The 24,015-nt window shown below is 53.1% G+C and carries 23 protein-coding genes; 16 read left to right on the top strand and 7 right to left on the bottom strand.

Features of this window, described 5'->3' with window-relative positions; genetic code table 11:
• The first annotated feature begins 6 nt into the window (after positions 1 to 6).
• The 4 genes from TERTU_RS00470 (at position 7) to TERTU_RS00485 (ending at position 4,373) form a co-directional block, all read left to right on the top strand.
• Positions 7 to 1,893: a DUF294 nucleotidyltransferase-like domain-containing protein gene (locus TERTU_RS00470; RefSeq protein ID WP_015816981.1), complete on the top strand. Its 1,887-nt coding sequence runs from the start codon at positions 7 to 9 to the stop codon at positions 1,891 to 1,893.
• Positions 1,877 to 2,590, top strand: coding sequence for a 3'-5' exonuclease (locus TERTU_RS00475; protein WP_041589997.1), 714 nt, complete (start codon positions 1,877 to 1,879; stop codon positions 2,588 to 2,590). Before TERTU_RS00470 ends, TERTU_RS00475 begins: the two co-directional genes overlap by 17 nt.
• A 197-nt stretch (positions 2,591 to 2,787) precedes the next feature.
• The gene (locus TERTU_RS00480) at positions 2,788 to 3,684 is read left to right on the top strand and encodes a hypothetical protein (RefSeq protein WP_015820020.1); all 897 of its coding nucleotides are present in this window, start codon (positions 2,788 to 2,790) and stop codon (positions 3,682 to 3,684) included.
• Between the two features lie 14 nt (positions 3,685 to 3,698).
• On the top strand, positions 3,699 to 4,373 hold the full coding sequence (locus TERTU_RS00485; protein WP_015820858.1) for an SDR family oxidoreductase: 675 nt from the start codon (positions 3,699 to 3,701) through the stop codon (positions 4,371 to 4,373).
• 100 nt (positions 4,374 to 4,473) lie between these two features.
• Here the strand turns inward: TERTU_RS00485 and uxuA are convergent, their stop codons facing one another.
• Positions 4,474 to 5,652, bottom strand: coding sequence for a mannonate dehydratase (gene uxuA / locus TERTU_RS00490; protein WP_015819373.1), 1,179 nt, complete (start codon positions 5,650 to 5,652; stop codon positions 4,474 to 4,476).
• 259 nt (positions 5,653 to 5,911) lie between these two features.
• Here uxuA and TERTU_RS00495 point away from each other — a divergent pair, with 259 nt between their 5' ends.
• From TERTU_RS00495 to TERTU_RS00510, 4 genes are all read left to right on the top strand, one after another.
• The gene (locus TERTU_RS00495; protein WP_015818920.1) at positions 5,912 to 6,187 is read left to right on the top strand and encodes a YrhK family protein; all 276 of its coding nucleotides are present in this window, start codon (positions 5,912 to 5,914) and stop codon (positions 6,185 to 6,187) included.
• A gap of 25 nt (positions 6,188 to 6,212) precedes the next feature.
• Positions 6,213 to 7,697, top strand: coding sequence for a carboxypeptidase M32 (locus TERTU_RS00500; protein WP_015820066.1), 1,485 nt, complete (start codon positions 6,213 to 6,215; stop codon positions 7,695 to 7,697).
• A 240-nt stretch (positions 7,698 to 7,937) separates the two neighbouring features.
• On the top strand, positions 7,938 to 8,441 hold the full coding sequence (locus TERTU_RS00505; protein ID WP_228378226.1) for a hypothetical protein: 504 nt from the start codon (positions 7,938 to 7,940) through the stop codon (positions 8,439 to 8,441).
• 9 nt (positions 8,442 to 8,450) lie between these two features.
• Positions 8,451 to 8,855 (top strand): hypothetical protein, encoded by a 405-nt coding sequence (locus TERTU_RS00510; protein ID WP_041590382.1) that lies wholly within the window; start codon positions 8,451 to 8,453, stop codon positions 8,853 to 8,855.
• A 335-nt stretch (positions 8,856 to 9,190) separates the two neighbouring features.
• Here the strand turns inward: TERTU_RS00510 and TERTU_RS00515 are convergent, their stop codons facing one another.
• Complete coding sequence (locus TERTU_RS00515; RefSeq protein ID WP_015818932.1) at positions 9,191 to 10,474, bottom strand: serine protease; 1,284 nt, start codon at positions 10,472 to 10,474, stop codon at positions 9,191 to 9,193.
• 583 nt (positions 10,475 to 11,057) lie between these two features.
• Between TERTU_RS00515 and TERTU_RS00520 the strand changes: the two genes are divergently transcribed.
• From TERTU_RS00520 to TERTU_RS00525, 3 genes are all read left to right on the top strand, one after another.
• Entirely contained in the window at positions 11,058 to 11,516 is a 459-nt protein-coding gene (locus TERTU_RS00520) for a GNAT family N-acetyltransferase (protein ID WP_015818772.1), read from the top strand.
• Positions 11,517 to 11,704: 188 nt separating this feature from the next.
• A complete protein-coding gene (locus TERTU_RS22115; protein ID WP_015817124.1) occupies positions 11,705 to 11,842 on the top strand; it encodes a hypothetical protein in 138 nt (45 codons plus the stop codon).
• Positions 11,843 to 11,922: 80 nt separating this feature from the next.
• A complete protein-coding gene (locus TERTU_RS00525) occupies positions 11,923 to 12,363 on the top strand; it encodes a phytanoyl-CoA dioxygenase family protein (protein WP_266352093.1) in 441 nt (146 codons plus the stop codon).
• A gap of 122 nt (positions 12,364 to 12,485) precedes the next feature.
• Here the strand turns inward: TERTU_RS00525 and TERTU_RS00530 are convergent, their stop codons facing one another.
• Positions 12,486 to 12,947: an SPFH domain-containing protein gene (locus tag TERTU_RS00530; RefSeq protein WP_015817114.1), complete on the bottom strand. Its 462-nt coding sequence runs from the start codon at positions 12,945 to 12,947 to the stop codon at positions 12,486 to 12,488.
• Positions 12,948 to 13,103: 156 nt separating this feature from the next.
• On the bottom strand, positions 13,104 to 14,165 hold the full coding sequence (gene ada, locus TERTU_RS00535) for a bifunctional DNA-binding transcriptional regulator/O6-methylguanine-DNA methyltransferase Ada (RefSeq protein ID WP_015817224.1): 1,062 nt from the start codon (positions 14,163 to 14,165) through the stop codon (positions 13,104 to 13,106).
• 271 nt (positions 14,166 to 14,436) lie between these two features.
• On the opposite strand from ada, the gene TERTU_RS00540 reads away from it, so the two are divergent.
• Both TERTU_RS00540 and TERTU_RS00545 read left to right on the top strand, forming a co-directional pair.
• A complete protein-coding gene (locus TERTU_RS00540; RefSeq protein WP_015819927.1) occupies positions 14,437 to 15,036 on the top strand; it encodes a TetR/AcrR family transcriptional regulator in 600 nt (199 codons plus the stop codon).
• A gap of 185 nt (positions 15,037 to 15,221) precedes the next feature.
• On the top strand, positions 15,222 to 15,749 hold the full coding sequence (locus TERTU_RS00545) for a hypothetical protein (protein ID WP_015818129.1): 528 nt from the start codon (positions 15,222 to 15,224) through the stop codon (positions 15,747 to 15,749).
• Between the two features lie 5 nt (positions 15,750 to 15,754).
• Here TERTU_RS00545 and TERTU_RS00550 read toward each other — a convergent pair whose 3' ends face one another.
• Together TERTU_RS00550 and TERTU_RS00555 are read right to left on the bottom strand one after the other, a co-directional pair.
• Positions 15,755 to 18,796 carry an efflux RND transporter permease subunit gene (locus TERTU_RS00550; protein WP_015818778.1) on the bottom strand — a complete coding sequence of 1,014 codons (3,042 nt, stop codon included), beginning with the start codon at positions 18,794 to 18,796 and terminating at the stop codon, positions 15,755 to 15,757.
• Complete coding sequence (locus tag TERTU_RS00555; RefSeq protein ID WP_015818952.1) at positions 18,796 to 19,860, bottom strand: efflux RND transporter periplasmic adaptor subunit; 1,065 nt, start codon at positions 19,858 to 19,860, stop codon at positions 18,796 to 18,798. Before TERTU_RS00555 ends, TERTU_RS00550 begins: the two co-directional genes overlap by 1 nt.
• Before the next feature lie 124 nt (positions 19,861 to 19,984).
• On the opposite strand from TERTU_RS00555, the gene TERTU_RS00560 reads away from it, so the two are divergent.
• Positions 19,985 to 20,599, top strand: coding sequence for a TetR/AcrR family transcriptional regulator (locus tag TERTU_RS00560; RefSeq protein WP_015818297.1), 615 nt, complete (start codon positions 19,985 to 19,987; stop codon positions 20,597 to 20,599).
• Between the two features lie 12 nt (positions 20,600 to 20,611).
• Here TERTU_RS00560 and TERTU_RS00565 read toward each other — a convergent pair whose 3' ends face one another.
• Positions 20,612 to 21,187: a TMEM165/GDT1 family protein gene (locus TERTU_RS00565; protein WP_015820136.1), complete on the bottom strand. Its 576-nt coding sequence runs from the start codon at positions 21,185 to 21,187 to the stop codon at positions 20,612 to 20,614.
• Positions 21,188 to 21,815: 628 nt separating this feature from the next.
• Between TERTU_RS00565 and TERTU_RS22120 the strand changes: the two genes are divergently transcribed.
• Both TERTU_RS22120 and TERTU_RS22125 read left to right on the top strand, forming a co-directional pair.
• Positions 21,816 to 22,643, top strand: coding sequence for an RICIN domain-containing protein (locus tag TERTU_RS22120; protein ID WP_015820926.1), 828 nt, complete (start codon positions 21,816 to 21,818; stop codon positions 22,641 to 22,643).
• Complete coding sequence (locus TERTU_RS22125; protein ID WP_015820927.1) at positions 22,600 to 23,868, top strand: pectate lyase family protein; 1,269 nt, start codon at positions 22,600 to 22,602, stop codon at positions 23,866 to 23,868. Before TERTU_RS22120 ends, TERTU_RS22125 begins: the two co-directional genes overlap by 44 nt.
• The last annotated feature ends 147 nt before the right edge of the window (positions 23,869 to 24,015 follow it).

The raw sequence follows: 24,015 nt of genomic DNA on the forward strand, positions 1-24,015 counted from the left end.
GGGCACATGGTCGCTGAAACTAATGATGTCCAAAACTTCATTGCTGTGCAGGCGTTGTTCCAGCACCTTGCCGAGAGCAACCTGGAGTACCTCAGTAACAATATTTATGTGGCCTACCAGAAAAGCGGCGGTGAGCTGGAGGTAGGCACCGGCGAGGCCAAACCGGTCGGTCTGGTTATGGTGCGGTCGGGGAGCCTCGAAATACGCGATGCCCAACATAATCTGATCGACCGATTAAGCGCGGGTGACTTTTTTATCCCCCGGGTGTTGGCGCAGGCACCCGCAGAAATGATTGTGCGTGTGCTGGAAGATTGCCTCTACTACGAGCTGAGCGAGAGTGCGTTTCAGTCTATTCGCAGCAACGACGAAGACATCAGCCGGCTCTGCGACACCTATGCCCGCAGCTATCAGGCGGACGCCAGCAAATCCGACAACGCACCCGCGCCCGCGATGCGCAAACAGCACGCCTTTACCGACAGCTATCTGGACCAGTCGGTAAAAGATTACATGACCGCGCCTGCGTTTTGCGCTTCTCCCAACATCACCATTCGCCGCGCCGCGCAGATAATGACCAACAACAAAATATCCTCCCTGTTGATTACGGAGGATGAGCGCCTGGTCGGGATTATGACAGACCGCGATTTGCGCACGCGGGTTGTCGCTAAAGGCGTAGCAGATACCGAGCCTGTAAGCGGTGTCATGACGCCGAAGCCCCATTGCATCGATATGCGAGGGCGATTGCACCAGGCGCAACTGGTAATGATGAGCAGTGGTATTCACCATCTGCCAGTGGTGGACAGAGATGTGCCTGTCGGTATGCTCGGTATGAGCGATATTATGCGGGCCAATAATCTGGAGCCGCTGTCGCTCACCCGCGGTATCAACAACGCGACTACGGTGGCAGAGCTAGCGGCGGTTGCTGCGAAATTGCCCGATCTGGTGGTGAAACTGATCGAACGCGACACTCGCCCCTACGAAGTGGGCGAAATTATCACTTCCCTAAGCGATGCACTCACGCGCCGCCTGTTACGTTTGGCGGAAACTGTTTATGGCAAACCGCCCTGCACGTGGGCCTGGCTGGCATTTGGCTCGCAAGCGCGGCAGGAGCAGATGCTGGGTTCCGATCAGGATAACGCGCTGATATACGGCAATAACGCCGATGACTCGGCGGATGCCTACTTCGCACCCTTCGCGCGCTTTGTTAACGATGGCCTGGATGCCTGCGGTATTCATCGCTGTCCCGGCGATATTATGGCGTCCAACCCCAAATGGCGGATGACCCTCGCCGGGTGGCAGAAAACCTTTAATTATTGGATTCAGGAACGCTCGCCTAAAGCGTTGATGCACGCGAGCATTTTTTTTGATATGCGGCCAGTAGCGGGCGACCGGGAGCTGGTAAATCACCTGCGCGGCTACGTTCTGGCTAAAGCGCGCTCCAACACCATATTTTTAGCGTTGATGACGCAAAATGCGCTGGAGCACTCGCCGCCGCTGGGGTTTTTCAAGCAGTTCGTGCTGGAGAAAGACGGCGATCACAACCACACCTTGGATTTGAAAAAGCGCGGCACTATCACCATCGTGGACATTGCGCGCAATTACAGTCTCGCGGCCGCCATCAGCGAAGTGAATACCATTTCGCGCTTGCAGGCGATGGAACGCGCCGGCGTGATGTCGCGGGAGTTAGTGGCCAGCCTGGTGGATGCCCATGAATTTATCGCAGGTATTCGCTTGCAGGCGCAGGGTGAGAAATTTCATGCGGGCGATACCGTGGATAATCAGCTGGACCCGAAAACACTCTCGCCCCTTGTGCGCCACCAGTTGAAGGAGGCATTCCAACTGGTGCGGCAGGCGCAGGCCGCGATGAAAGCAAGGTTTGGTGGCGGTGTTCTATAGCCTGAGCTATCGCTGGCAAAAAAAGCGCTACGGCAAGGCAGCTTCAAAAACGCCACTTGCCGGCATCTACCAGGCAACGGCACCTGTCAGCCGCAGCCTGATGCGCGAAAATCGCTTTCTGGTGGTGGATTGCGAAATGAGCGGGTTAGATGCGAATCGCAGCCAGCTGCTCAGTATTGGTTGGGTAGTGATCGAGAATGCACGGATAACCCATGCCAGTGGCAAACACCTGCTGATTCATGCAGACCGCGGGGCAGGGGATAGTACCCGTATCCACGGCCTCCATGATGCAACCATCGCGGGCGCCAAGAGTGCCGCTGCGGCGATTACTTTGTTGGCCAAACAGGTGCCCGGCAGCGTGCTGGTGTTTCATCACGCACCACTGGACTTGCGCTTTCTGCAGCAAACCGCCTACGAAAATTTTCGGTGTCCGCTCCTTTTCGGTTATGTGGACACTATGCTCATTGAGCAGCGGCGCCTGCAACTACAGGGAGCGGAAAGCGGATTGCGCCTGGCACAGTGTCGTGAGCGCTATGGCTTGCCGCCAATTTCAGGCCACCACAACGCGATGACGGACGCGCGCGCGACGGCAGAGTTGCTCCTTGCACAGACCAGCTATCTTGGTGGCGCTGGGCGTGTTTCATTGTGCCGCATGGGGATTCAATGCAGTCGCAATCAATATGTCAGGGGCGTTTGACGATCGAAACAAATCCTGCCTAAAAAGCGGGACTGAGACGTTGATGCAGTGAGAGGTCAGGTTTTTTAGCGAACCTGTTCACGTTTTCAGTGTACTAGCGCGACCTTCAGCAAACATACATGACACACTTTTCGCTCGGTTGTATACAACGAGACCCGACTCGGCAAACCTTAGTCGAAAAAAGGGGGGAGACTGACATGATGTACCGGCAATCGAGATGGTGTACCTTGTGGCAGTTCGCTCTACTGTTGTTTTTATTCGCGAGCAGCGGTCATGCGGAAGAGGGCCACGCGCCCCTGCGATTCAGCTACCCGGTATCCGATAACCCGGTTTTTCAGCATCGGGACAGCTATTTTGTATCCTTACTAAAGCTCGCGCTCGAGAAGTCAGGTGAGTCCTATGTGCTTGAGCCTATCACCCTGTCTGCGATGAGCGAAAAGCGCAGTAAACTCTTTTTGCGCTCCGAGCGCTACAACGTGCATTGGTTGCTCACCAGCGAAGAACTGGAGCAAGAGCTGCTCCCTGTGCGCATTCCCCTCTATAAAGGTTTGATTGGCTGGCGCCTGTTGGTGATCAGCGACGAATATCGGGACAAATTCAGCAATATTACCGAGCCAGGTGCACTCAAAGCGCTGGTTGCAACCCAAGGTCTTGGCTGGCCGGATACCCATATTCTGCACAGCAATGGCTTCAGCCTCAGGCTCGCGGTGGACTGGAGCGGTCTACTTGAGATGGTGAGTAAACACAATGTGGATTACCTGCCCTTGGCCGTTAACGAGGTCTGGGCTGAGATGCCAACGCTCAAAGCGAAAAATTTGATTGTCGAGCCGAATCTGGCGCTGCATTACCCGTCCGCATATTACTTTTTTGTGAGTAAAGCCCAGCCAGAGCAGGCCCGGGTGCTCGAGTCCGGATTGCGCAAAGCGGTGAGTGATGGCTCCTTTGATGCACTGTTCTACGATAACTTCGGTGACGATATCGAACGAGCGAAATTGGAGCACCGCCGTATATTCCGCATCGATAATCCTTTGCTGCCAGTAAAAACGCCCCTTGACGACAAGCAACTTTGGTTTAACGTAAGCCAGACCCACTAACAACAGGAGTGCTTATGGATTACTCAACCAAGCAGGTTGTGATCACGGGAGCAAACCGGGGGATTGGCCTTGCATTGGTCAAGCAATATGTCTCCCGTGGTGCCAGTGTCATTGCGCTTTGTCGCGAGGCCAGCGCGGAGCTGGAAGCCACTGGCACGCGCATTGAACAAGGCGTAGACCTCACCAGTGACGATCTTAGCCAGCAACTTTCTGAACGGCTGGCGGGCAGCACAATCGATATCCTGGTCAACAATGCCGGCATGCTGGCCAGCGAGAGTTTGGGCAGTATCGACTATGACAATGTGCGCGCGCAGCTGGAAATAAACGCGCTCGGCCCATTGCGGGTAACCGAGGCGTTGTTGCCGCTGATGGCGAGTAACAGCCGTATTGGCCTGGTAACCAGCCGCATGGGGTCGATCGCGGATAACGGCTCCGGCGGTTATTACGGCTACCGCATGTCGAAAGCCGCGCTTAATGCGGCGGGAATGTCGCTGGCGCGCGACTTAAAGCCACGAGGAATTGCGGTGGCCATTTTGCACCCAGGGTTTGTTCAAACCCGCATGGTCAATTTCGCCGGGGATGTATCTGCGGATGACGCCGCCGCTGGCCTTGTCGCGCGTTTGGAGGCCCTGACGCTCAGCGCAACAGGCACCTTCTGGCACGCGAACGGCGATGAATTACCCTGGTAGCCGAGCGCTAACTCGCGGTTTATACAGACGTAAAAAAGGTGCCAATCGGCACCTTTTTTGTCTTATGTTTTATGGCTTTGTATGAGCTTGAGCGTAGCGATTAGTGTTGGCGCGCGCGGTAAATCCCCAGCTCCAGACCGCGCAACTCGGCCAGTCCCTTGAGGCGCCCAATCGCCGAGTAACCTGGGTTTGCCCGTTTTTTCAGGTCGTCGAGTATTTGATGACCGTGGTCTGGGCGCATGGCGATAGATTCGTTGCGCGCTTCAGATACATCCATAATCGCATTGACCACGTCGTACATGTCGATGCTGCCGTTTAAATGCTGCGATTCGTGGAAACTGCCGTATTCTTCCCGCTGGGTATTGCGCAAATGAATAAAGTGGATGCGCTCGCCGAACTCCCGCACCATTTCCGTGAGGTTGTTATCCGCACGAATGCTGAACGACCCGGCACAAAAGCAAAGCCCGTTAGACGGATTGGGCACCGCGCTGAAAATATCGCGCAGATCCTGAGCGGTGCTCACCACGCGGGGCAGACCGTAAATTGCGAAGGGGGGATCGTCCGGGTGTACCACCAGTTTGATGCCAAGCTCGTCCGCCAGAGGGCAAATAGCTTGCAGGAAATAGATTAAATTCGCCTTGTATTGCTCGGGGCCGATATCGTGATAGGCCATAATCGCCTCGAGGAAGGCTTCGGTAGAGAAACTCACTTCACTACCGGGCAAACCCGCAACGATGGTTTTTTCCAGGGCGATTTTATCGTCGTCACTCATGGCGGCTACTTTTTCAGCGGCCAGCTGTTGCACGATCTCACTGTAATCTGCCGCGGCGTCAGGGCGTTGCAGAATATGGATATCGTAGGCGGCAACTTGAATCATATCGAAACGCAGGGCCTTGCCGCCATCGGGCATGGCGTAGCCAAGATCGGTTCGGGTCCAGTCCAGCAGCGGCATAAAGTTATAGGTCACCACCCGCACATCACAGGCTGCGAGATTGCGCAGGCTTTCCTTGTAGTTTTCTATTAACTGCTCAAAGCCGGATTGCTGCGATTTGATGTCTTCGTGCACCGGCAGACTTTCAACGACATTCCAGCGCATGCCAGCCGCTTCGATTTCACGTTTGCGCGCCTCGATATCCGCCTGCTGCCAAACCACGCCGTTGGGAATGTGGTGCAGCGCCGTAACCACGCCGGCGCAACCGGCTTGGCGCAAATCAGACAGGCTCACCGGGTCGGCAGGGCCAAACCAGCGCATTGTGTGTTCCATCAGCGGAGCATTCATGAGAGACAACCATTCATTTAAGGTGTGTTAGGCGCTAATTATAGAGCTGTGCGAGCGCCATTTAAATAGAGTGCGACCAGCCATTGAGCCGGTATTGCCCCAACAAGCGTAGGTAAAAACGCAATAAATCAAAGGCTTACGAACAAATGCGGTACTGATGGGTCAGAACTAATCAGTGCGATAGAAGAAAATGTCACGCGCTCAAACACCCGATCCGTTTTCGGGCCCGGTATATACTGCTCAACGCTACGGGGGAGTAATGACCGATAATGCTGTCGACAATCCGCTCACACTCAAACTTGGCCACAAAGAGCTGGTGATCCGGCGGCGCTATGAAGTCATCAGCATCGTTAATGACTTTATTGTCGCTGTGTTATTTTTGGTGGGCAGTATTTTATTTCTGTTTCCCCAGCGGGAAACCGCTGCAATATGGCTGTTTATTTGTGGCAGCTTTCAATTTTTATTGCGCCCGACAATTCGGCTTATCGGGCATATCCATATCAGCAACATTCCCCCGAGTAAATGGGAAAATTAAATCAATTTAACACGGAAACCTGCGTATGAGCGCCTACCAGAATCTTCACAGCGCATTTCGAAAAATCGCGTACTACCAGCACTGCCTGACCATTCTTGAGTGGGACCAGGAAGTGATGATGCCCGGTGGGGGTGCTGAAGAACGCGCGAACGCCATCGCCGAAATGTCCGCCCTGGAACACAGCGCCATGAACCAGCCGGAGATACAAACCTGGCTGGATGTCTGCGCAGAGGCTGACCTCACGGCAGACGAAGCTGCCAATGTGCGGGAGATGCGCCGGGCCTGGCAGAACAGTAACCTCATGCCAGAAGAACTGGTGCGCGAGCAAGCCGTCGCCAATGCGCTCTGCCAGCAACAGTGGACAACATTGCGGCCGCAAAATGACTGGGCCGGGTTCAGTACAAGCTTCACGCGGGTTGTCGAGCTCGCCCGTGAACAAGCGCGTATTCGCCAGCAAGCGCTCAACACGCCGACGCCCTATGATGCGATGCTGGGGCTCTACAGTTGCGGTGACAGCGCCTCCCTTATTGACGAGACTTTTGCTCAGCTCAAAGCAATCCTGCCGGAAATGATCAACACCGTGTGTGAGCGCCAAAACAAAACCACGCGGGTGAATGTACGCGGCGAATTTCCTGTGGCACAGCAACAGCAACTGAGCCACAATATCGCCGCGACCCTGGGGTTCGATTTTAACGCCGGTCGCCTGGATATCAGCGCGCATCCGTTCAGCACCGGAAATCCTGGAGACCAGCGCATCACCACGCGCTATCGCACCGACGATTTTCTCGACGCCCTGTTTGGCACCGTACATGAAACCGGGCACGCCAGCTACGAAGCCGGGTTGCCAAAAGCGTGGCGCGGTCAGCCGCTCGGTCTGGCGCGAAACATGAGCATCCACGAAAGCCAAAGCTTATTTTTTGAAAAACACATAGGCACTACGGATGCCTTTTGCGCGCTGCTGGCCAAGCAGGTCCAAACGCTGTTTTCTGCGGATGTATCGCTCAGCGCCGATGAATTAAAACAGGCAGTCTGCTGGGTGGAGCCGGGTTTGATCCGCGTGTCCGCCGATGAACTCAGCTACCCGCTCCATATTATTGTGCGTCACGAAATTGAATCTGCATTAATTAATGGCGACATGGAGGTGAGTGATATTCCCGACGCCTGGAACCAAAAAATGCAACAGTACCTTGGCTTAAATACCCAGGGAAATAATAAAGATGGCTGCATGCAGGATGTCCATTGGCCGTCCGGTGCCTTCGGCTATTTTCCTAGTTACACGCTCGGCGCAGTCAACGCCGCGCAATTGCGTGCGGCCATGGAAACGAAAATTGGCGATTTAAACGCACTTATCGCTGCAAATGAGATTGCCCAAATTACCCAATGGCTGCACGACAATATATGGCAATGGGGCAGCCGTTTGGAATCTCAGGAACTGATGCAACGCGCAACCGGCAAGCCCACCAACGCCGCCGCGTTAATCACCCATTTCGAGCGGCAGTATGGGCTGTAAATTAGCTAACTGAAGTTAGACCGCAAAATTGCCATCTGGAAATATCTGAAATTGTTTGGATCTATGGCTGCAAATCCTCAATGTGCGTTTCGTTGGATAACAGGTAGCGTGAGTTGTAATTAAGCATAAAAAATCGGCAAAAACTCTGTCTCAGAAAAGGATAACCAGAACGGAGAGGTTGAAGAGGACGTTGTTGTCACGGGTGAAGTTAACGGGGGAAACTCCCGAGACGAAGGCGGTGTGCATCAGAGTGGGATAGAGCCAGAGCAACAGAGCAGCTGCCCTGATGAGGAGTGTAGGACCGTTTATGCACAGGAGGAGCGAAGTTTTTGGGATAACCTTGGAAGGCACTTACCTTCATTTCATCAAGGTGTGGTTGATGCGGCTGCGGGTTTTGGTGATGGTGTTTCATTTGGGCTGACGAAGCGGGCACGTCGAGCGTTAAATATTAATAGCGGTGTGAACGAAGAGTCTTCGGCTTATCGTGTTTCTGAGGTCGCTGGTAATTTAACTATAGCTGCCACGGGAAGTGGATTAGTGCTTACAGGTACACGTTCTTCGGTTCTTGCTGCAACAGCCAGCGCTTCAAATATTTACTTCAATGATGCTTCGTCTGGGTCGTTAATTTTAGATGCAGTGAATATAGGTGCTGGATTTGTATTTGGTAATACTCCTGCGGGTAGAGTGGGCGCTGCGATTGTTAATTTCCAGAGTACTAATTCCTCTTTCCTTGTGTCGGATTAGGTGGCAGTAATGAATGAAAATAGAAAATACAGGTCGTTCCAAGTTCATGTTGCCCCTGGGGTTTATGGAGGTTTTACTTTAATTGGAGCATTTATTTATTTTCTGTCTGAACATCAATGGCTGTTAACTATCGCGGCATGGCTTTTGATTGCAGGTATTTCTTATATTGATAGGCCATTTAAATTCATTTTGCTTAAAAATAAAATGAAGCTTGTGTCATTCTTATCTTTAGTTTCCGCGTCTTTAATTGTTCCTCCAATAGTATTTCTATTTGGTGAAGCTCTTGGTGAGTTTATTGGAATGATGTTGGTTCCGGTAGGAGGGTTGTTGACGGGGGCACTTGTCTACTTTATTTATCAAGAAGATATTTTGAAACGAGAAGGTTGGACTAACATTAGTGGTCGGTGGGGGTAATTATCAACTGCAATCAAAGGAATCCCCAATTAAAAAGTTGTGAATGCCATCAGAAGGCCCTTCGCAATGGCCTGAATGCAAGCGGCAAGGCTTCGGCTTTAGCCGCTTTCTTTTTGTCTGTGGCCTTCGCAATGGTTGTGAAGGTTGCCCCCAATAGCGATTTGCTTTATGTGCTACCCAGTCTATAACGACTCTGCAAAGACTCAATTGGCAGTGTGCTTTCAGAACAAGCTCTCCAGACGTGTATCGGCCACTTTAGTCTGTTTCTCATCGAAGCGACGACCATAAAATTTCAAGTCGTCGCTGTGGATAGTTAATCGTATTTCATTTCAATGCTAGTAAGCACAGCTCACTTCGCTCATAAGGCGGTATCGGCAGTAACCGCCGCGGTTGTTGGCGCTACCGGAATTTCGGGAGTGCCAATTGTTGATTGCCGGGTCAAACCGAATGAATGAATCTTCATCTTCGCCACAACCTTCCGACCGCCAGTAATTTGCACGGTTATAGCCTAGCCCGCGACAGTAGGCATTTGCGGTTGCTTGCAGGTCCGCATAGGTGCGAGTACCCCAAAGGCGTTCGGTGTAGCCTTGAGCATTGCGAACGTAAACGTTGGTTTGGGTTCCGTAACCGGTGACGGTGTAGGGGTAGCTGGTGTAGTTATACGGATAGACTGGCGCGGGTGCCAACGAACTGATAAAAGAGCGAATTTCCGGGTGAGCGATTTTAGTGTAAACGCCAGGGTAATGCGGGCGGGCGCAGCCAAAACCCCAGCTCACGACACCGGTAAGCAGGCTGTTAGAATTTCCTCCAGTGATGGGGCCGCCAGAATCGCCCTGGCAGGAATCCTTGCCACCACTTTCGTAACCCGCACAAAACATGCGACTGGTAATATCGCCAGAATACGAGTTCGCGTCGTTACAGCTGGCGGTGCTAACAACTGGGATATCGAGAGCGTACAAATCCGTAGGGCTCGAGCCACCTTCGCTTAGACTGCCCCAGCCCGTTACCAACAACCAGCTGCCCGCAACAGGTTCTTCTATCGCAAGATCGACTGGAAAATTAAATACCGTCGAACTTAATCTTACGACAGCAATATCGTAGTCCAGAGTGCGATAGTTAAATTTGGGATGTATCGAAATTTGAGATACACCCACCCGGGACCCGGTGCCATCAAGCCTTCGGGTGTTGGCGACAACCTGAATTTGGCTTGGCGAGACACCGCGTACACAGTGCGCTGCCGTCACAATTTGTGTGGACGAAAGAAACGCGCCACCGCAAAAGTGCGCATTCTTGTTATTTGATATCGATGCAACAACGAGTGAAACCTGAAACGGATTTTCCCATGTGCCTGCAACACCACCGCCGACAATTTTTGGCGTTATCAGATCACGTACCGCGGAGCGAATTTCTGTTTCGGATTCTGCAAGTTCGCCAATCGCTCTCATTGCTACCTGTAGTTCATGCTTTTTTACGCGATAAAGCATGGAATTCATTTCGTCCTTATGACGCTCAAGTTCATCGAACGCGATAGATTCATTTGCAAGCGTGTTTGAATGAGACGGAATACATATGCCAATCAACATTAAAAAACTAAATGCTATACCTGTTATGTTTTTCAAAGTGTAATCTCCAGTTTTTGAAGTTAAATACAGCCATGTTTTTTATGTCGTAAGCTTTTGCTTACAGGAGATTATTAATTCTTGGATGTTGCAAAATTATGACTTATGTATTTTTGTCGAAAAATTAATTGCCAATCTGCTAACAAATTCCAAATCGCGATTGTGGGTCGATAAATATAGAATTTTTGTTAATTATTATGGATTGTTTTAGTGCGTTATATGCAAGGTTCTATCGGTGTGAGATGGTGTTGGTCGGCTGGGCGCTGGAGGTTACAAATGAGGATCTGTCGCGAAATTTGGTTGTTTGACGTATGGGTCTTATTCCGTAGTTTGCAATTCACCGCTCTTTGTTGAATAAAATAAATGACACTGATTTTATGTGGTTATTTTTGTGGGCTACAATAGCGCAGCATTAATTCTATTTATTAATTTTGCGATTAAATTTGCAACGTCAACGGGCGGTGCAGGTAGGTATTGCTCTTGTCTGACCGGGAACCCTTTGCTTGTCTGTAAACTTAATCCGTTAAGGCATATGATCAGCCAGAAAAAAATATAATCTTGAATGTCAATTGGGTTTTGCTAGATGGTAATCGTAAAAGCCAAAGAAAATGATGCCGCGATTATCGCTGCAATTGGCCAATCTGTATGGGTGAATACCTACTCAACAGACGGGGTAGTTGAGGCGATCGCCAATTACGTAGCCAGCGAATTTACAGCGCAAAATGTGCTTGCTGTGATACGGAGTCGCAATGTGTATCTTCTCGGAAAAGAAAAATCCTTTATAGGATATGCTGTGGTAAATCCTGGTAACCCCAGTGAGTTGGAAACGCTCTATATTCTTCCGCGTTTTCAGCGCAAGGGGTATGGAACCCAGCTGATGCGATATATTATAAATTTTTATAAAAATCTAAGCCTGTCCTGTTGGGAACACAATACTGAAGCACTTCGCTTCTACTCGAAAAACGGGTTAGCCGAATGCGGCGAGTGCTATTTCGAATTGGAGGGTGAAAAGCATCGCAATGTGATATTTTGTGTCGAGTGATTGGTCAGGCGTTATTTAGAGTTTGGTAGGACATTAGCGTGTATCTAAGCGGTTAGCGTACCCTATGTGCTGACGACTTGCATTGAATCGACGGGTCGATTAGCTGGTCGTATGCTAACATCAGCGCAGCTAACGCGTTAAGCGAGTGATGGCAACAACGCAACTATAAAAATGAGGGTGGCTGATTGATGGCATTTGAAGAGCGGGGCTTCGAGCTAATAGATAATTTAGTGACGTTAGATGAACTAGACCAGTTAAAAAATGAAGTTGCTCGCATAGAAATAAAGGGCGGTGGTATTCGCAATGCGGAGAAAAACTCCCTATAGTTAAACATCTAGTCGAGAGTGGAAAATTAACTTCGATTGCGTCTGCTTATCTTGCTGGGGCGGTAAGGCATGTCAGGTCTATTGTCTTTGTTAAATCGCTTGCCAATAATTGGTTGGTATCTTGGCACCAAGATAAGACTGTGGCGGTAACCAAAAAATTTAACGATCCCGGATGGGGGCCGTGGAGCTTGAAAGATGGGGTTCAGCATGTTCAGCCGCCGATTGACGTTTTGCAGCAGATGATAACGATACGAATTCACCTTGATGCGTCCACTGCGTCAAATGGTTGCCTCAAAGTTATGCCTGGCAGCCACAAAGAAGGTGTAATGTCGCAGGGATTTATCGATCAATATTCAAAATCGCATTGTGAAACTGTATGTAGCGCGCCGGAGGGCTCTGCATTGGTTATGCGCCCACACCTTTTGCACGCATCCAGTAAAGCAAGCAACCCAGGTCAGCGTAGGGTACTTCATATGGAGTTCAGTAGTTATGGATTGCCTGCTGGTGTAAACTGGGCGTAATTTGCGTTCTCGCACGCTGTGGTAGACGCTTAATTAAATCGAGCTAAGGCAGCTGCTGAAAACTGCGTAAGGCTTATTCAACAGCGTTTAGTACTATAAAACACCTGTTTTCTGCGTTGAAACTATTTTTTCGCTTCCAAAATAGGTAAACCTGCTTCGGTTGGAATATAAATTCGTTCGCCTTTGCCATCCTGTAGCCCTTTAATCCATATGTAGCGCAGATACTCATCATTTCCCTTTAGCGATTCACCAATTATGCGGTTTGATTCCGCGGCGGCTTTGGCGCGTTCGATGTCTGCTTGCCCTTCAGCTTTTGCGCGCGCGACCATGGCAGCGCCTTCGGCTTCCGCCAGAGTGACTTTTGCTTTCGCTTGCATAAGCGCTGCCTGTTCACGAGCCTTGGCTTCCTCAATCAAAATTTGCTTGCTCCACTCAGCTTCTTTCAGTGAGGCTCGGCCATTGAGTTCTTGCTTGTAGACTTTATATTTTGGCCAGGACCAAAACGCTAAAATAATAAATAACACGAACATGAGAAATAAAACGATCAGTCCACCGAGGGCGACCGTCTGCCGATTTTGATACACGAGTTAATTCTCCCGAGATTAAGTTGTCCTTCGGTTGCGTGGTAGATAGTAGCGTTAAGGCGTGCAAAAAGGTACTTTTTGTCTTTTGGTTACTACCATTTTCAGACGCGCTTGAGCGAGTAATATTCTGCGACCGCGATTTTTTCTGAAAAAAAGCTATTCCTCCGATTCCCTGCGCAGCAATTCTTTCTTACGCTCCACGCCCCAACGATAGCCGGACAGGTTGCCATCGCGACGGACCACACGGTGGCATGGAATCGCGACGGCGATCCTGTTAGCCGCGCAGGCCTGGGCGACAGCGCGCACGGCTTTGGGAGCGCCAATCTGGTTGGCGATATCGGTGTAGCTGGCGGTGGTGCCCGGCGGAATTTGGCGTAACGCTTGCCAGACCCGTTCTTGAAACGCGGTACCGCGCACATCCAATGGCAAGTTCAGGCCAATGGATGGGGCCTCGACAAAACCCACAATCTCGGCCACCCGTTGTTCAAACTGAGTGTCGCCGCCGATCAGATCGGCACTTGGGAATTGGTCTTGCAGTTGCTGCGCGAGACGTTCCGGATCGTCGCCGAGCAGAATAGCGCAAATTCCGCGCTCGCTCTGTGCAACCAGAATGGCGCCGAGGGAGCATTGGCCAATGGCGAAGCGAATTGCCGCTCCTGCGCCGCCGTCTCGGTACTCCTTCGCTGGCATTCCCAGCAGCTGGTTCGCGGACTCATAAAACCGACTGTTTGCGTTGAACCCGGCATCGTAGATGGCATCGGTGATCGAGCCTTTTGCCTGCTGCAGTTGTTCGCGCAATTTATTCGCCCGGAATGCCGAGCTGTAGGCCTTGGGTGTCAGGCCGGTTTCGGCCTTGAAGGTGCGATGAAAATGGTACGGGCTCATACCAACGTTTGCCGCCAATTCGCCCAGGGGTGTACTGGCTTCGCCCCGCTCGATCAAGCGACAGGCGCGTGCCACCGCTGCGGCACGTTCCGACGCTGCCTCAGGGCGCGCTCCGCGTTCGCGGCGACTGGCCACGTAACCCGCGGCTTCGGCGGCAGCGGCGGTATCGAAAAATTCCACATTCTCGCGTTTTGGCTGGCGCGCCGTTGCGCTCGGTGCGCAGTAGATACCCGAGGTGCGAACACCGTATACAAAATGCCCGTCCGCGTGGCTATCGCGCATTTGTATTGCCTGCCAGCGGGCTTCTGGGGATTGAAACCGCTTATCGTTCATAGGGTGTGCTCGTGGGCCTGTCGCCGACGCTGTGACTGAAGTATCTCACTATAAGCGGCCACCGAGGTGCACGCACTCCGATTCTTGCTGGGGATATCCGGACGCTATACCTCGGAGCAATATCTGCACCTTACCTTTAAAAAACAATTGACGTGCCAGTCTACCTACTAGTAGGATTTGTTTCGGCGGTTGCACGAACTTATCAACCTACCTGCCGCAGGTAATGCTGTGGCACGGTTACATCCACCAGCTTAATCAGTGATGACCCTTTATGAATAGCTCCACCAAACCCGATTTGTCGGCGAAAGCGGCCGAAATTGTCGATCACGCGCGCAGTCTGCTGGTAACAGGTGGCTACAAAAGCTTCAGCTACGCGGACATTTCGGCGCGGGTCAATATTCGCAAAGCCAGTATTCATCATCATTTTCCGAGCAAGGCGGCATTAGTTGAAACCGTGGTGGCCCTGTATCGGGACGAGGCCCGGCAGGGGATGGCCAGGTTAGAGCAGCAAATCGTTGCTCCGCTTGCGCGTATCCGGGGTTACATCGACTACTGGTCGAACTGTATTGGCGACGCTAAAACCGCGTTTTGTATCTGTGCGATGCTGGCATATGAAATGCCCACCTTACCCAGCGAAGTGGCGGCGCAGGTGCGCCTGCATTTTGAGGAATTGTCCGGCTGGCTGGAGCAGCAGTTGCAGTTGGCGCACAGCGAGGGTCAACTGACACTGGTGCTGCCAGCGGCGGCTGAGGCGAAGTCTCTGATGGCGAGTGTACATGGCGCGATGCTGGCTGCTCGCGCTCTCGATGACAGCGCGGTCTTCGATGGGTTAATGCAGGTGGCGCTGGCAAGGCTCACCGCCTCGGCCTAAGTGCCATCGCCAACAAGCTGCTCCCGATGAGTGAGCAGTTTTTTTTAGTGTTGAAGGCCTACCATCTAGTAGGTTGTTAAGTGCGAGTTTCGCTTTTGATGTTTATGGCCGCTGCCCGGCAATGGGTAGCGGCAAATGTACGAGCACTCCGACGGGTGCTCCTTTTTAATTTAACGAGGAATCCTATGTCTCATCCCATTTCCACACTTGGTGTACTTCACACTGCCATTAGTCTCGTGCCCATTGCCGCTGGCCTATATGCGTTTGCCCGTTTTGGTGGCATTAATCCGACCTTGCGTTCCGGCAAAGTCTATTTGGCAGGTCTCACGCTTGCTGTTGTTACGTCACTCGGCGTGTCCAGCTCCGGTGGGCTCAATCCCGCACACTTAGCCGGTGTTGTTGTGCTGGTGGCCGCATTTGGCGGCGCTCTGGCGCCGAAGCTGGGTTTTCTCGGACGACTGAGACCCTATATGGCCGCGTTTGGCCTGTCGTTCAGTTTTTTGCTGTCGCTGGTTCCCGGCACCAACGAAACTTTGACTCGGCTCCCGGTTTCTCACCCGCTGGCGACCGGGCCAGACTCGCCCGCCGTTGTGCAGACGTTATTGGTTTGGCTGGTATTGTTTGTGATTGGCTATATCACCCAGTGCCGCGCGATCTATCAGTGCAATAAATCAGGCGCGTCTACCGGGAGTTGGACCGCCTTTGGCGCATAGGGGCATCAGGGCGTTGCTGGTACGTTAACCCGAAAGCAAATCACGTAGAGCGCGGGCAAAAACAGAAGGGTGAGTACGGTAGCCACCGCCAGACCGCCCATGATGGCGGTCGCCATGGGGCCCCAAAACACGGTGTTGGCGATGGGCACCATACCGAGAATGGCGGCGACGGAGGTGAGCATAATCGGCCGAAAGCGCAGTGTAGTCGCGTGTATTACCGCGTCCCAGGGGCTGTGCCCGGCTTCCTGCTCTACATGTATTTGATGCACCAGGATGACGGAATTACGCACAATCATACCGATCAAGGCGACTATGCCCAGCAGTGCAACGAAACCCAGTGGCTGGCTAAGCGCCAGCAGCGCCGCCACCACACCAATCAAGCCCAGCGGTGCGACACTGACGACCAGGAGCAGATAAGAAAACCGCTGCAGCTGAACCATCAGTACAGTCAACATCAGAATGATAGCGATAGGAAACACGGCAGCCACGGATTGCTGGGACTGGCGACTTTCTTCCACCGCGCCGCCGTCGTCAATCCGGTAACCAGCGGGCAGGTGTGCGCGAATCTGCGACATAGCTGGCTGCAGCTCGGCGACCACAGTCGCAGGCATCACCCCTTCGCGTAAGTCTGCACGCACGCTCAAGGTGGGCATGCGATCGCGGCGCCATACCATGGGCAGGGCCTGGCTGTAACGCACGTTGGCGACGGTGGCGAGCGGGACGGATACGCCGTTTGGCAGCGGTATGGCGAGGGTTTGCAGGTGCTCGATATCGTCGCGCTCGCTGGCGTCCGCCCGCACCACCACATCGATAAGGTAAATATTGTCGCGCACCTGGGTGGCGACATCGCCGCGCACCGCGCGGTTGATTGCCTGCGCAATGCTGGCGGAACTGAGGCCGAGGCGTCGCGCCTGACTCTGGTCGACCTCTACCTCCAGCTTGCGTATGGGTTCCATCCAATCGAAATTGATGTTGTCCGCGTGAGGGTTTTGCGCCATCGCCACCGCAACCTGTTGGGCGATCTCGCGCAGTTTTACCGGGTCGCTACCGCTAATGCGATACTGCACCGGCCAGCCAACAGGCGGCCCGAGCTCGAGCGGGTAAATGCGCACCAGGGCGCCCGGCAGTCGCTCGCGCAGATCGCGCGCGAGGCGCTGTTGCAGCTCGTCGCGCACGTCCAGACTTTTGGCCACTACCACGGCTTCAGCAAAAAACGGGTTTTGCAGTTTCACGTCCAGGGGCAGGTAAAAACGCACAGCGCCGCGGCCGACATAGGTGCTCCAGTGTGCCACGGCCTCGTCTTGTGCGAGCAGCCCATCGAGCGCTTGCGCGGCGGCGGCAGTCGCGTCGATGGTGGCATCCTGCGGCAGGGTGATATCCACGATTAACTCTTCCCGGTCCGCAGAGGGAAAAAACTGCTGTTGAATGAATGGCAGGAGAAACAGGCTAAGCACAAAAATGCCGGTAATTATGGCGACGGTGGTTTTGGCGTGACGCATGGCGCGCACCAGCAGGCGTTGGAAATACGTCATAAACCGCTGCGAACCGCTGTGCTGTTCCGTCCGCTGTTGCAGCAGCCAGGTGCCGATCAAAGGCGCACAGAGCACAGCCACAAACCACGAAATAATGAGGGCCAGGGCAACAACTGCGAACAGTGAAAAGGTGTATTCACCAGCGTTGCTTTTAGCAAAGCCGATGGGAACAAAACCAATAATGGTGACCAGTGTGCCGGTGAGCATTGGGAAGGCGGTCGCGGTGTAAGCATAGGTGGCGGCAGGCTTGAGCGCGTGGCCTTGTTCCAGGCGGGTTACCATGCTTTCGACCGTGATCATGGCATCGTCGACCAGCAGGCCAAGCGCAATGATTAACGCACCGAGCGATACCCGCTGAAGGTCGATACCCAGGATATCCATGGCGACAAACACGGCGGCCAGCACCAGCGGAATCGACATGGCGACCACCGACCCGGCGCGCACGCCGAGGCTGAGAAAGCTGATCGCCAACACAATCACCACCGCCTCAAACAGCGCCTGCGTGAACTCGCCTACGGCGGTATCGACGATGTGCGGCTGGTTGGCTACCAAGTGCGGTTCGATACCGACTGGCAGATCCTTGGTCAGTTGGGCGATGGTGGTTTCGAGTTTGGTACCCATGCGCAGAATGTCGCCGCCATCGCGCATGGCGATTGCAATACCTATTGCCGGTTGACCGTTGAAGCGGAACATCGGGTCTGCGGGGTCGGCAGTGGCGCGGCTAATGGTGGCGAGATCGCGCAAGCTCAGTACACGCCCGCCCAGCGCGAGGTTAATATTGGCGAAATCGTCAATCGTACGCAGCTCGCCGGAAACGCCAACCAGCACGCGGTTGTCCGCGGTGCGCATTACCCCGGATTGCACCACCGCATTCTGGCTGGCCAGGGCCTGGATAATGGCGGAGCTGTCGAGCCCCAACTGTGCCAGGCGCCGACTATTGAATTCCACGTATATGCGCTCGCTTTGCGCGCCGACAATCTGAACCTTGGCGACGTCGTCGACCTGCTGCACGCGGGTTTTAATCTGCTCAGCGTAATCGCGTAGTTCCCGCTGGCTAAATCCGTCGGCGGTGAGTGCCAGAATAACGCCGAAAGTGTCGCCAAAGTCATCGTTAAAAAACGGCCCGCGGATTCCGTCGGGTAGTTGATAGACGATGTCCTGCACCTTGTTCCTTACCTGTTGCCAGGCCTCAGGAACCGCCTGCTTAGGGGTGTCTTGACGCAAAAACACAAATACAGTGGACTCGCCCGCAGTAGTGTAGCTCTTAACGTAATCGAGGTTATCGATTTCCTGAATCTTTTGCTCGATGCGGTCGGTGACCTGCGCCATGGTGTCGGTCTGGCTGGCGCCGGGCCAATAGGTTTGCACGACCATGGCTTTAAATGTGAAGCTGGGGTCTTCATTGCGGCCGAGGTTCACAAATGCATACACGCCGGCGACCAGGCTCATCAGCATGGTGTAGAGCACCAGAGACCGGTGTTCGATGGCCCAGCTGGACAGGTTGACGCGTGCCATCAGTCGGCTCCCAACAGCCGAACCTGCTGGCCTTCGTGGAGAAGTTGCACGCCAGCAGTGACGACAAGCTCCCCGTCGGCAAGGCCTCGGCTGATGAGCACTGAATTCTTGTTATAGCGTGCGGTTTCAACGGTGCGCCTTTGCACCTTCATGGTCTGCCGATCTAAAACCCATACGGCAGGATGGTCTGCCTTACTGGTTAGCGCGGCCGCGGGGACAACGAAGCCGGGGCGTGGTTGCAGGTGGATTTCAGCCATGACCGTTGAGCCCAGCAGCAACCCCCTGGGGCGCTGGTCCAGACGTGCTCGCACGGGATGAGTAAGTGTGACAGTGTCGGCCAAGGGGGAAACTTCATGAATCGTGGCAGTGGTCGCCACGTCGGGTGCGCCCGCGAGCCAAACCCGCAGTTGCTGGCCCGTAGCCAGGCCTTGGCGCAAAAGTTCGGCGGGTACATCCAGCAGCAAATCCCAGTCGTGGCTGCCGGCGAGCGAAACAATCGGTTGACCGGCGGCGACGACTTCGCCGGGCTCAGCCCACTTGCGGGTGATAACCCCGTCGATGGGGGCATTGAGGCGGGTGTACGCCAAATGGCTGGTGGCGGAATCCAATTGCGCCCTGGCGGAGGTAACCTGTTCTTGCGCGGTACGTAACTCGCGCAGCGCGTTGTCGTATGCGGATTTGGAGACGGCATTTTCTCTCAGCAGGTCGCGCAAACGGGCTTCGTTTTTTTCTACCTGATCGCGTACCGCCAGTGCGGAATCGAGAGCCGCTTGGGCGGACCTTTGCGCGTCTTTCTGGACTGCGCCATCCAGCTCCGCAATCGGCTGCCCGGCGATCTTCACATCGCCCACGTCGGCAAACCGGGTTTTTAGCTCGCCACCCACACGGAAAGACAATTCCAGTTCCCGGTGGGCCTGAATCTGGCCGCTGAGAATTCGCGTGTCTGCGTTGTCACTCAAGCGCACAGTAATTGTACGAACGGGGCGTACGGTCGTGTCTGGCACAGTGTCTTTACCGCATCCAGTGGCGAGCAGTACCACACAAAGCAGCCATAATGTACGCATTATCAAGACCTCATTCCTTCGCCGCAAAATCCCACAAGGGAGTGGGTCAGTATATCTGTCGCCTACAGGATTGGAAACTGCCTGGTTTCCAATATAATGTAAACTTCTCATTTGGAGGGATACGGTGACCTCAAGTTCAGACGAGCAGTTAAAAATACGCCTGCTGGCGGCGGCGAAAACTGAATTTTTAAGCAATGGCTACGCAGGCGCGAACGTTGGTCGAATTGCAAGTGCCGCAGGAATTTCCAAAAAAACCGTTTATAAATATGTGGCTTCCAAACAGGCCTTGCTATTCGAAGTGATGGCCGACGTGCTGAGCGGGCCCGCGCAGCGAATGGCGCAGGCATCACCAGAGCAAAGCCTTGCCAGCAGGCTTGAGCTTTATCTCGAAGGGTTTTCGACTCTGGCCTTTTCCGAACAGGGGCTGGCCTCGTACCGATTGCTGATGTCTGAGGGTGCGCGTTTCCCGGAATTGGCTGAAGCGTATGTGAATTCGCTTGATCAATATGCGCTCCAGCCAGTTGCGCGCGAGCTGGAGCAGGCCGCGCGCATGGGGCATATCGTGCAGCAGGATTACCGGCTGGCAACCCGCATGCTGTTTTCCATGGTCGCCGCAGAGACATTGCGCGATGCGGCTATCGGGCTGGGTGAGGTACCAGGCGAGGCGCAACGCAAAGCGCTGGTTGGCCAGGCGCTCAGCATCTTCTTGCACGGAATTTCCGGCCCGGCACGCGGTTGATTGTGGTTTGCGTCAGCTTCCAGGCAGCAGAACATGAGTGCAGAGTTCGTAAACTCCTACTCCGATAAATACCGCTGCTGCGGTCCAACGCGCGCCGTTTAACGGGAGGCGCCGCATCAGGTAATCGCCCGCGAATACCACCGGCACATTAGCGGCAAGCATCCCCAGGGTTGTACCCAGAGTCACCCAGACTATCGAATCGAATTGTGCACCCAGAAGCACAGTGGCAACTTGGGTTTTATCGCCAATCTCGGCCAGAAAAAACAACACGGTCGCAGCTACAAATGCGCCGTACTTCTGCAGCGAGGATTCCTCGCTATCGTCCTTATCGGGTACCAGCAGCCAACACCCCAGCGCAATAAAACTGATCGCGATCAGCCCTTGTCCGATTCTGCTTTGCAGATAGTCGGCTAGCCAGGTGCCGAGCCAAGCGGAGGCGGAGTGGTTGAGCAGGGTGGCCACCAGAATTCCGGCGATAATTGCCCACTTGTTGCGAAAGCGGGTGGCGAGAAACAGGGAGAGCAATTGGGTTTTGTCACCGATTTCGGCGAGTGCGACGGTAACGGAAGATACGATGAGTGTTTCCAAAACAAGTCTCCGGTGGGATGGCAAAGTAACTAAGGCACGCAACAGCCTCCCACCTTAGGAGCCGTTGTATGCCTCAGGTCTTGCCAATACCGGAACTGCAGGGTCGGTACAAATTCGCCATAAGCCATTGAGGGCTCAAGTATGTTGACGAATTTTCTCGCGAGGAGAAGACTACTCCCCTAAGGACGCCCGCGAGATTAAGGTCTTTTAAACTGAATTTCAAGTGTCATAACACTTCAGCACCCGAAAGTATGAGTCATCTTGTTTTCTCGCTGTGCCTTTTGAAACAGCGTAAATAACATTGTCGCTATTACGGCTCGCGAATGCGGGTATTGCGAATCTGTGTAGAATGATAACGCAAACATTTCTCTACCACTGCGCGTATGCAGTGCCGCCTGGTTGGCATTCCAACGAACTTACCTAACACGATTCTTAGAAAAGTGAACAGGTCATCTATTTCCCCTATACCTGTTTGTCTAAGATTTTTGGCTGAGCTTTGGCTTGGTAGGCATTTTTTTGTGGCTTCGGGTAGGTTTTAACCGGCTTTTTTTGGTAAGCCACGGACACCTATATTTCGAAAAAATTGAATACATTAAAAAATATTAACGAGTATCAATGAGAGGTGAGAGTGATAAAAAAGCGGTGGGTGTATCTTCTGTGGCTTGTTTTTGTGGCGCATTCCGGCTATACGCAGACTTTGAGTGACGGGCGTTACACGATTTATTCACGACACAGTGGTTTAGTGTTGGATGTGGCAGGTGGCAGTAATGCCGACGGCGCAAATATCCAGCAGTGGGGGCACGCCGGGTCTGCAAATCAACAATTTGATGTGCGCTATCAGGGCAATGGCTATTACTCGATTGTTTCCGCATCCAGCGGCAAAGCTGTAGAGGTGTACAACTTCAGTGCTGATCCCGGCGGCGAGATTCGCCAATGGGAATATTGGGGTGGCGATAATCAGCTTTGGTCGTTAACCAATATTAACGGCGAATTTTTTACGGTGACTTCCAAGTACAGCGGTTTGAATTTGGATGTGTGGAATTGGAGCACTGCCAGTGGGGGTGATATTCGTCAGTGGAATGCGACCGCGGCGCTGAACCAACAGTTTCGCTTCGAACGCATCGACAATTCGACCGAGGAACAGGTCAGCTGCGATAAGCCCAATCACGGCGGCAGGCACTTAATCATCAATTACAGTTCAGGTAAATCACTCGATATAACTGGCGCGAGCGGTAGCGATGGTGCTAACGCCATTCAATGGCGTACAACCGGTGGCGAGAATCAAGCGTTTTTCCTTGAAAGGGTTGGCAATAGCGAATATTGGACAATCAAACCCGCTCACAGTGGGCGCGCATTAGAAGTAGCAGGGGCAGCGACTAACAATGGTGCGAATATTCAGCAGTGGGCGTACAGTGGGAACTGCTCATCAGCAGTGGCGGTTACTGCAATCAAATAATTTCAATGGTGCCTATGCCATCGTTAACGTAAACAGTGGTAAAAGCTTGACTGTAGCGGGTGGTAGCGACGGCGATAATATCTACCAGAATTCAGATGCGGCTGTTTCATCCCAACGCTGGTATATCACCTCGCTGGAAAATGGTTGCGGTAGTAGCAGTGGTAGTTCAAGCAGTTCATCAAGCGGCACACCGAATTACGCTCAGGGTGTCGATGGTTTTGCGGCACAATACGGGGCAGATGGTCTTGCCACAACCACCGGCGGTGGCAATGCAACACCAGTGACGATTTCCAGTTGTGCGCAATTGCAGCAGCTCGCGGAGGACAATACTTTGAAGACGCTGATTTTGCCGAACAGGACACTGGATTGCCGTTCTGCCAATCGCAGTCAGCGGGTGTGTGTGCTGTCCTGTGGAAATGGTATCAGCACACCGCTATACCGGGTCGCAACTTCAAGCCAAAGCTGCGCTGATCTTGGTGGCAGCGATAACAATGTGGCTTATTTGAATCAGAACGAATCCACGATTCGTGTCGGCTCCAATACGACGATTGTCGGCGCCGGGCGCGATGCGAAGGTAATTGGTGGCAGTTTCGATCTTGGTAGCGCCAGTAACGTTATTCTGAAAAATTTTACGATCACCGAAGTAAACGCCGGCATTATTGAAGCGGGCGATGCGATAAGCCTGAACAACAGTTCACATGTTTGGATCGACCATATGCGGTTGAGTAAAATCAGTGACGGTTTGCTCGACAGTTATGACAGCCACAACATTACTGTGAGCTGGAGCCATTTTGACGGCGTTAACACTGAGTTGTGTTGGGGAACAGACCCCTACGTGAGTTTGCTTCAAAACACAGAGGCGACTTTCCACCATAACTTCTTTGACTCGGGTTATGGCCGCAATCCAAAAATTGGCGGTAGTGCATCACGCGTGCATATGTACAACAATTACTGGAAGGACATCTATTATTTTTCCATGAGCGTTAGCGATGGTGCGCGTGCGAAAGTGGAGGGTAATTACTACCAGAATGCAAATCGTCCGCACTGGAACGATGGCGGTTATATTGATGCAAATACAGGTTCTAATCGCTATACCGGGCGCTCTGTGAGTTCCTCCCAGGATGACAGCGGAGAATCCAGTTGGGATGTTTCACTCTATAACTACACCCGGGACAGCGTCGACAATCTGCCTTCAACCTTACCTGCTGCAGTGGGTCCACAGTAAATAACGCATTCCACTGCGCATAAAAATGCCCCGGCAGGATCTTTGTCGGGGCATTTTTGTTTGCGCCTCGCATTTGCTAACGAGCTATCTAAAAAGACTGTGTTAAACCGCGTGTTTTTCAGCGTTGGCATTTAACGGGCGCGCGCG

The sequence above is a fragment of the Teredinibacter turnerae T7901 genome (assembly GCF_000023025.1).
Lineage (GTDB): Bacteria > Pseudomonadota > Gammaproteobacteria > Pseudomonadales > Cellvibrionaceae > Teredinibacter > Teredinibacter turnerae_B.

Coding starts and splice junctions, on each gene's coding strand:
- TERTU_RS00470 (WP_015816981.1), top strand. CDS start 7: ATGGTCGCTGAAACTAATGATGTCCAAAACTTCATTGCTGTGCAGGCG.
- TERTU_RS00480 (WP_015820020.1), top strand. CDS start 2,788: ATGATGTACCGGCAATCGAGATGGTGTACCTTGTGGCAGTTCGCTCTA.
- TERTU_RS00485 (WP_015820858.1), top strand. CDS start 3,699: ATGGATTACTCAACCAAGCAGGTTGTGATCACGGGAGCAAACCGGGGG.
- uxuA (WP_015819373.1), bottom strand. CDS start 5,652: ATGAATGCTCCGCTGATGGAACACACAATGCGCTGGTTTGGCCCTGCC.
- TERTU_RS00495 (WP_015818920.1), top strand. CDS start 5,912: ATGACCGATAATGCTGTCGACAATCCGCTCACACTCAAACTTGGCCAC.
- TERTU_RS00500 (WP_015820066.1), top strand. CDS start 6,213: ATGAGCGCCTACCAGAATCTTCACAGCGCATTTCGAAAAATCGCGTAC.
- TERTU_RS00510 (WP_041590382.1), top strand. CDS start 8,451: ATGAATGAAAATAGAAAATACAGGTCGTTCCAAGTTCATGTTGCCCCT.
- TERTU_RS00520 (WP_015818772.1), top strand. CDS start 11,058: ATGGTAATCGTAAAAGCCAAAGAAAATGATGCCGCGATTATCGCTGCA.
- TERTU_RS22115 (WP_015817124.1), top strand. CDS start 11,705: ATGGCATTTGAAGAGCGGGGCTTCGAGCTAATAGATAATTTAGTGACG.
- ada (WP_015817224.1), bottom strand. CDS start 14,165: ATGAACGATAAGCGGTTTCAATCCCCAGAAGCCCGCTGGCAGGCAATA.
- TERTU_RS00540 (WP_015819927.1), top strand. CDS start 14,437: ATGAATAGCTCCACCAAACCCGATTTGTCGGCGAAAGCGGCCGAAATT.
- TERTU_RS00545 (WP_015818129.1), top strand. CDS start 15,222: ATGTCTCATCCCATTTCCACACTTGGTGTACTTCACACTGCCATTAGT.
- TERTU_RS00550 (WP_015818778.1), bottom strand. CDS start 18,796: ATGGCACGCGTCAACCTGTCCAGCTGGGCCATCGAACACCGGTCTCTG.
- TERTU_RS00555 (WP_015818952.1), bottom strand. CDS start 19,860: ATGCGTACATTATGGCTGCTTTGTGTGGTACTGCTCGCCACTGGATGC.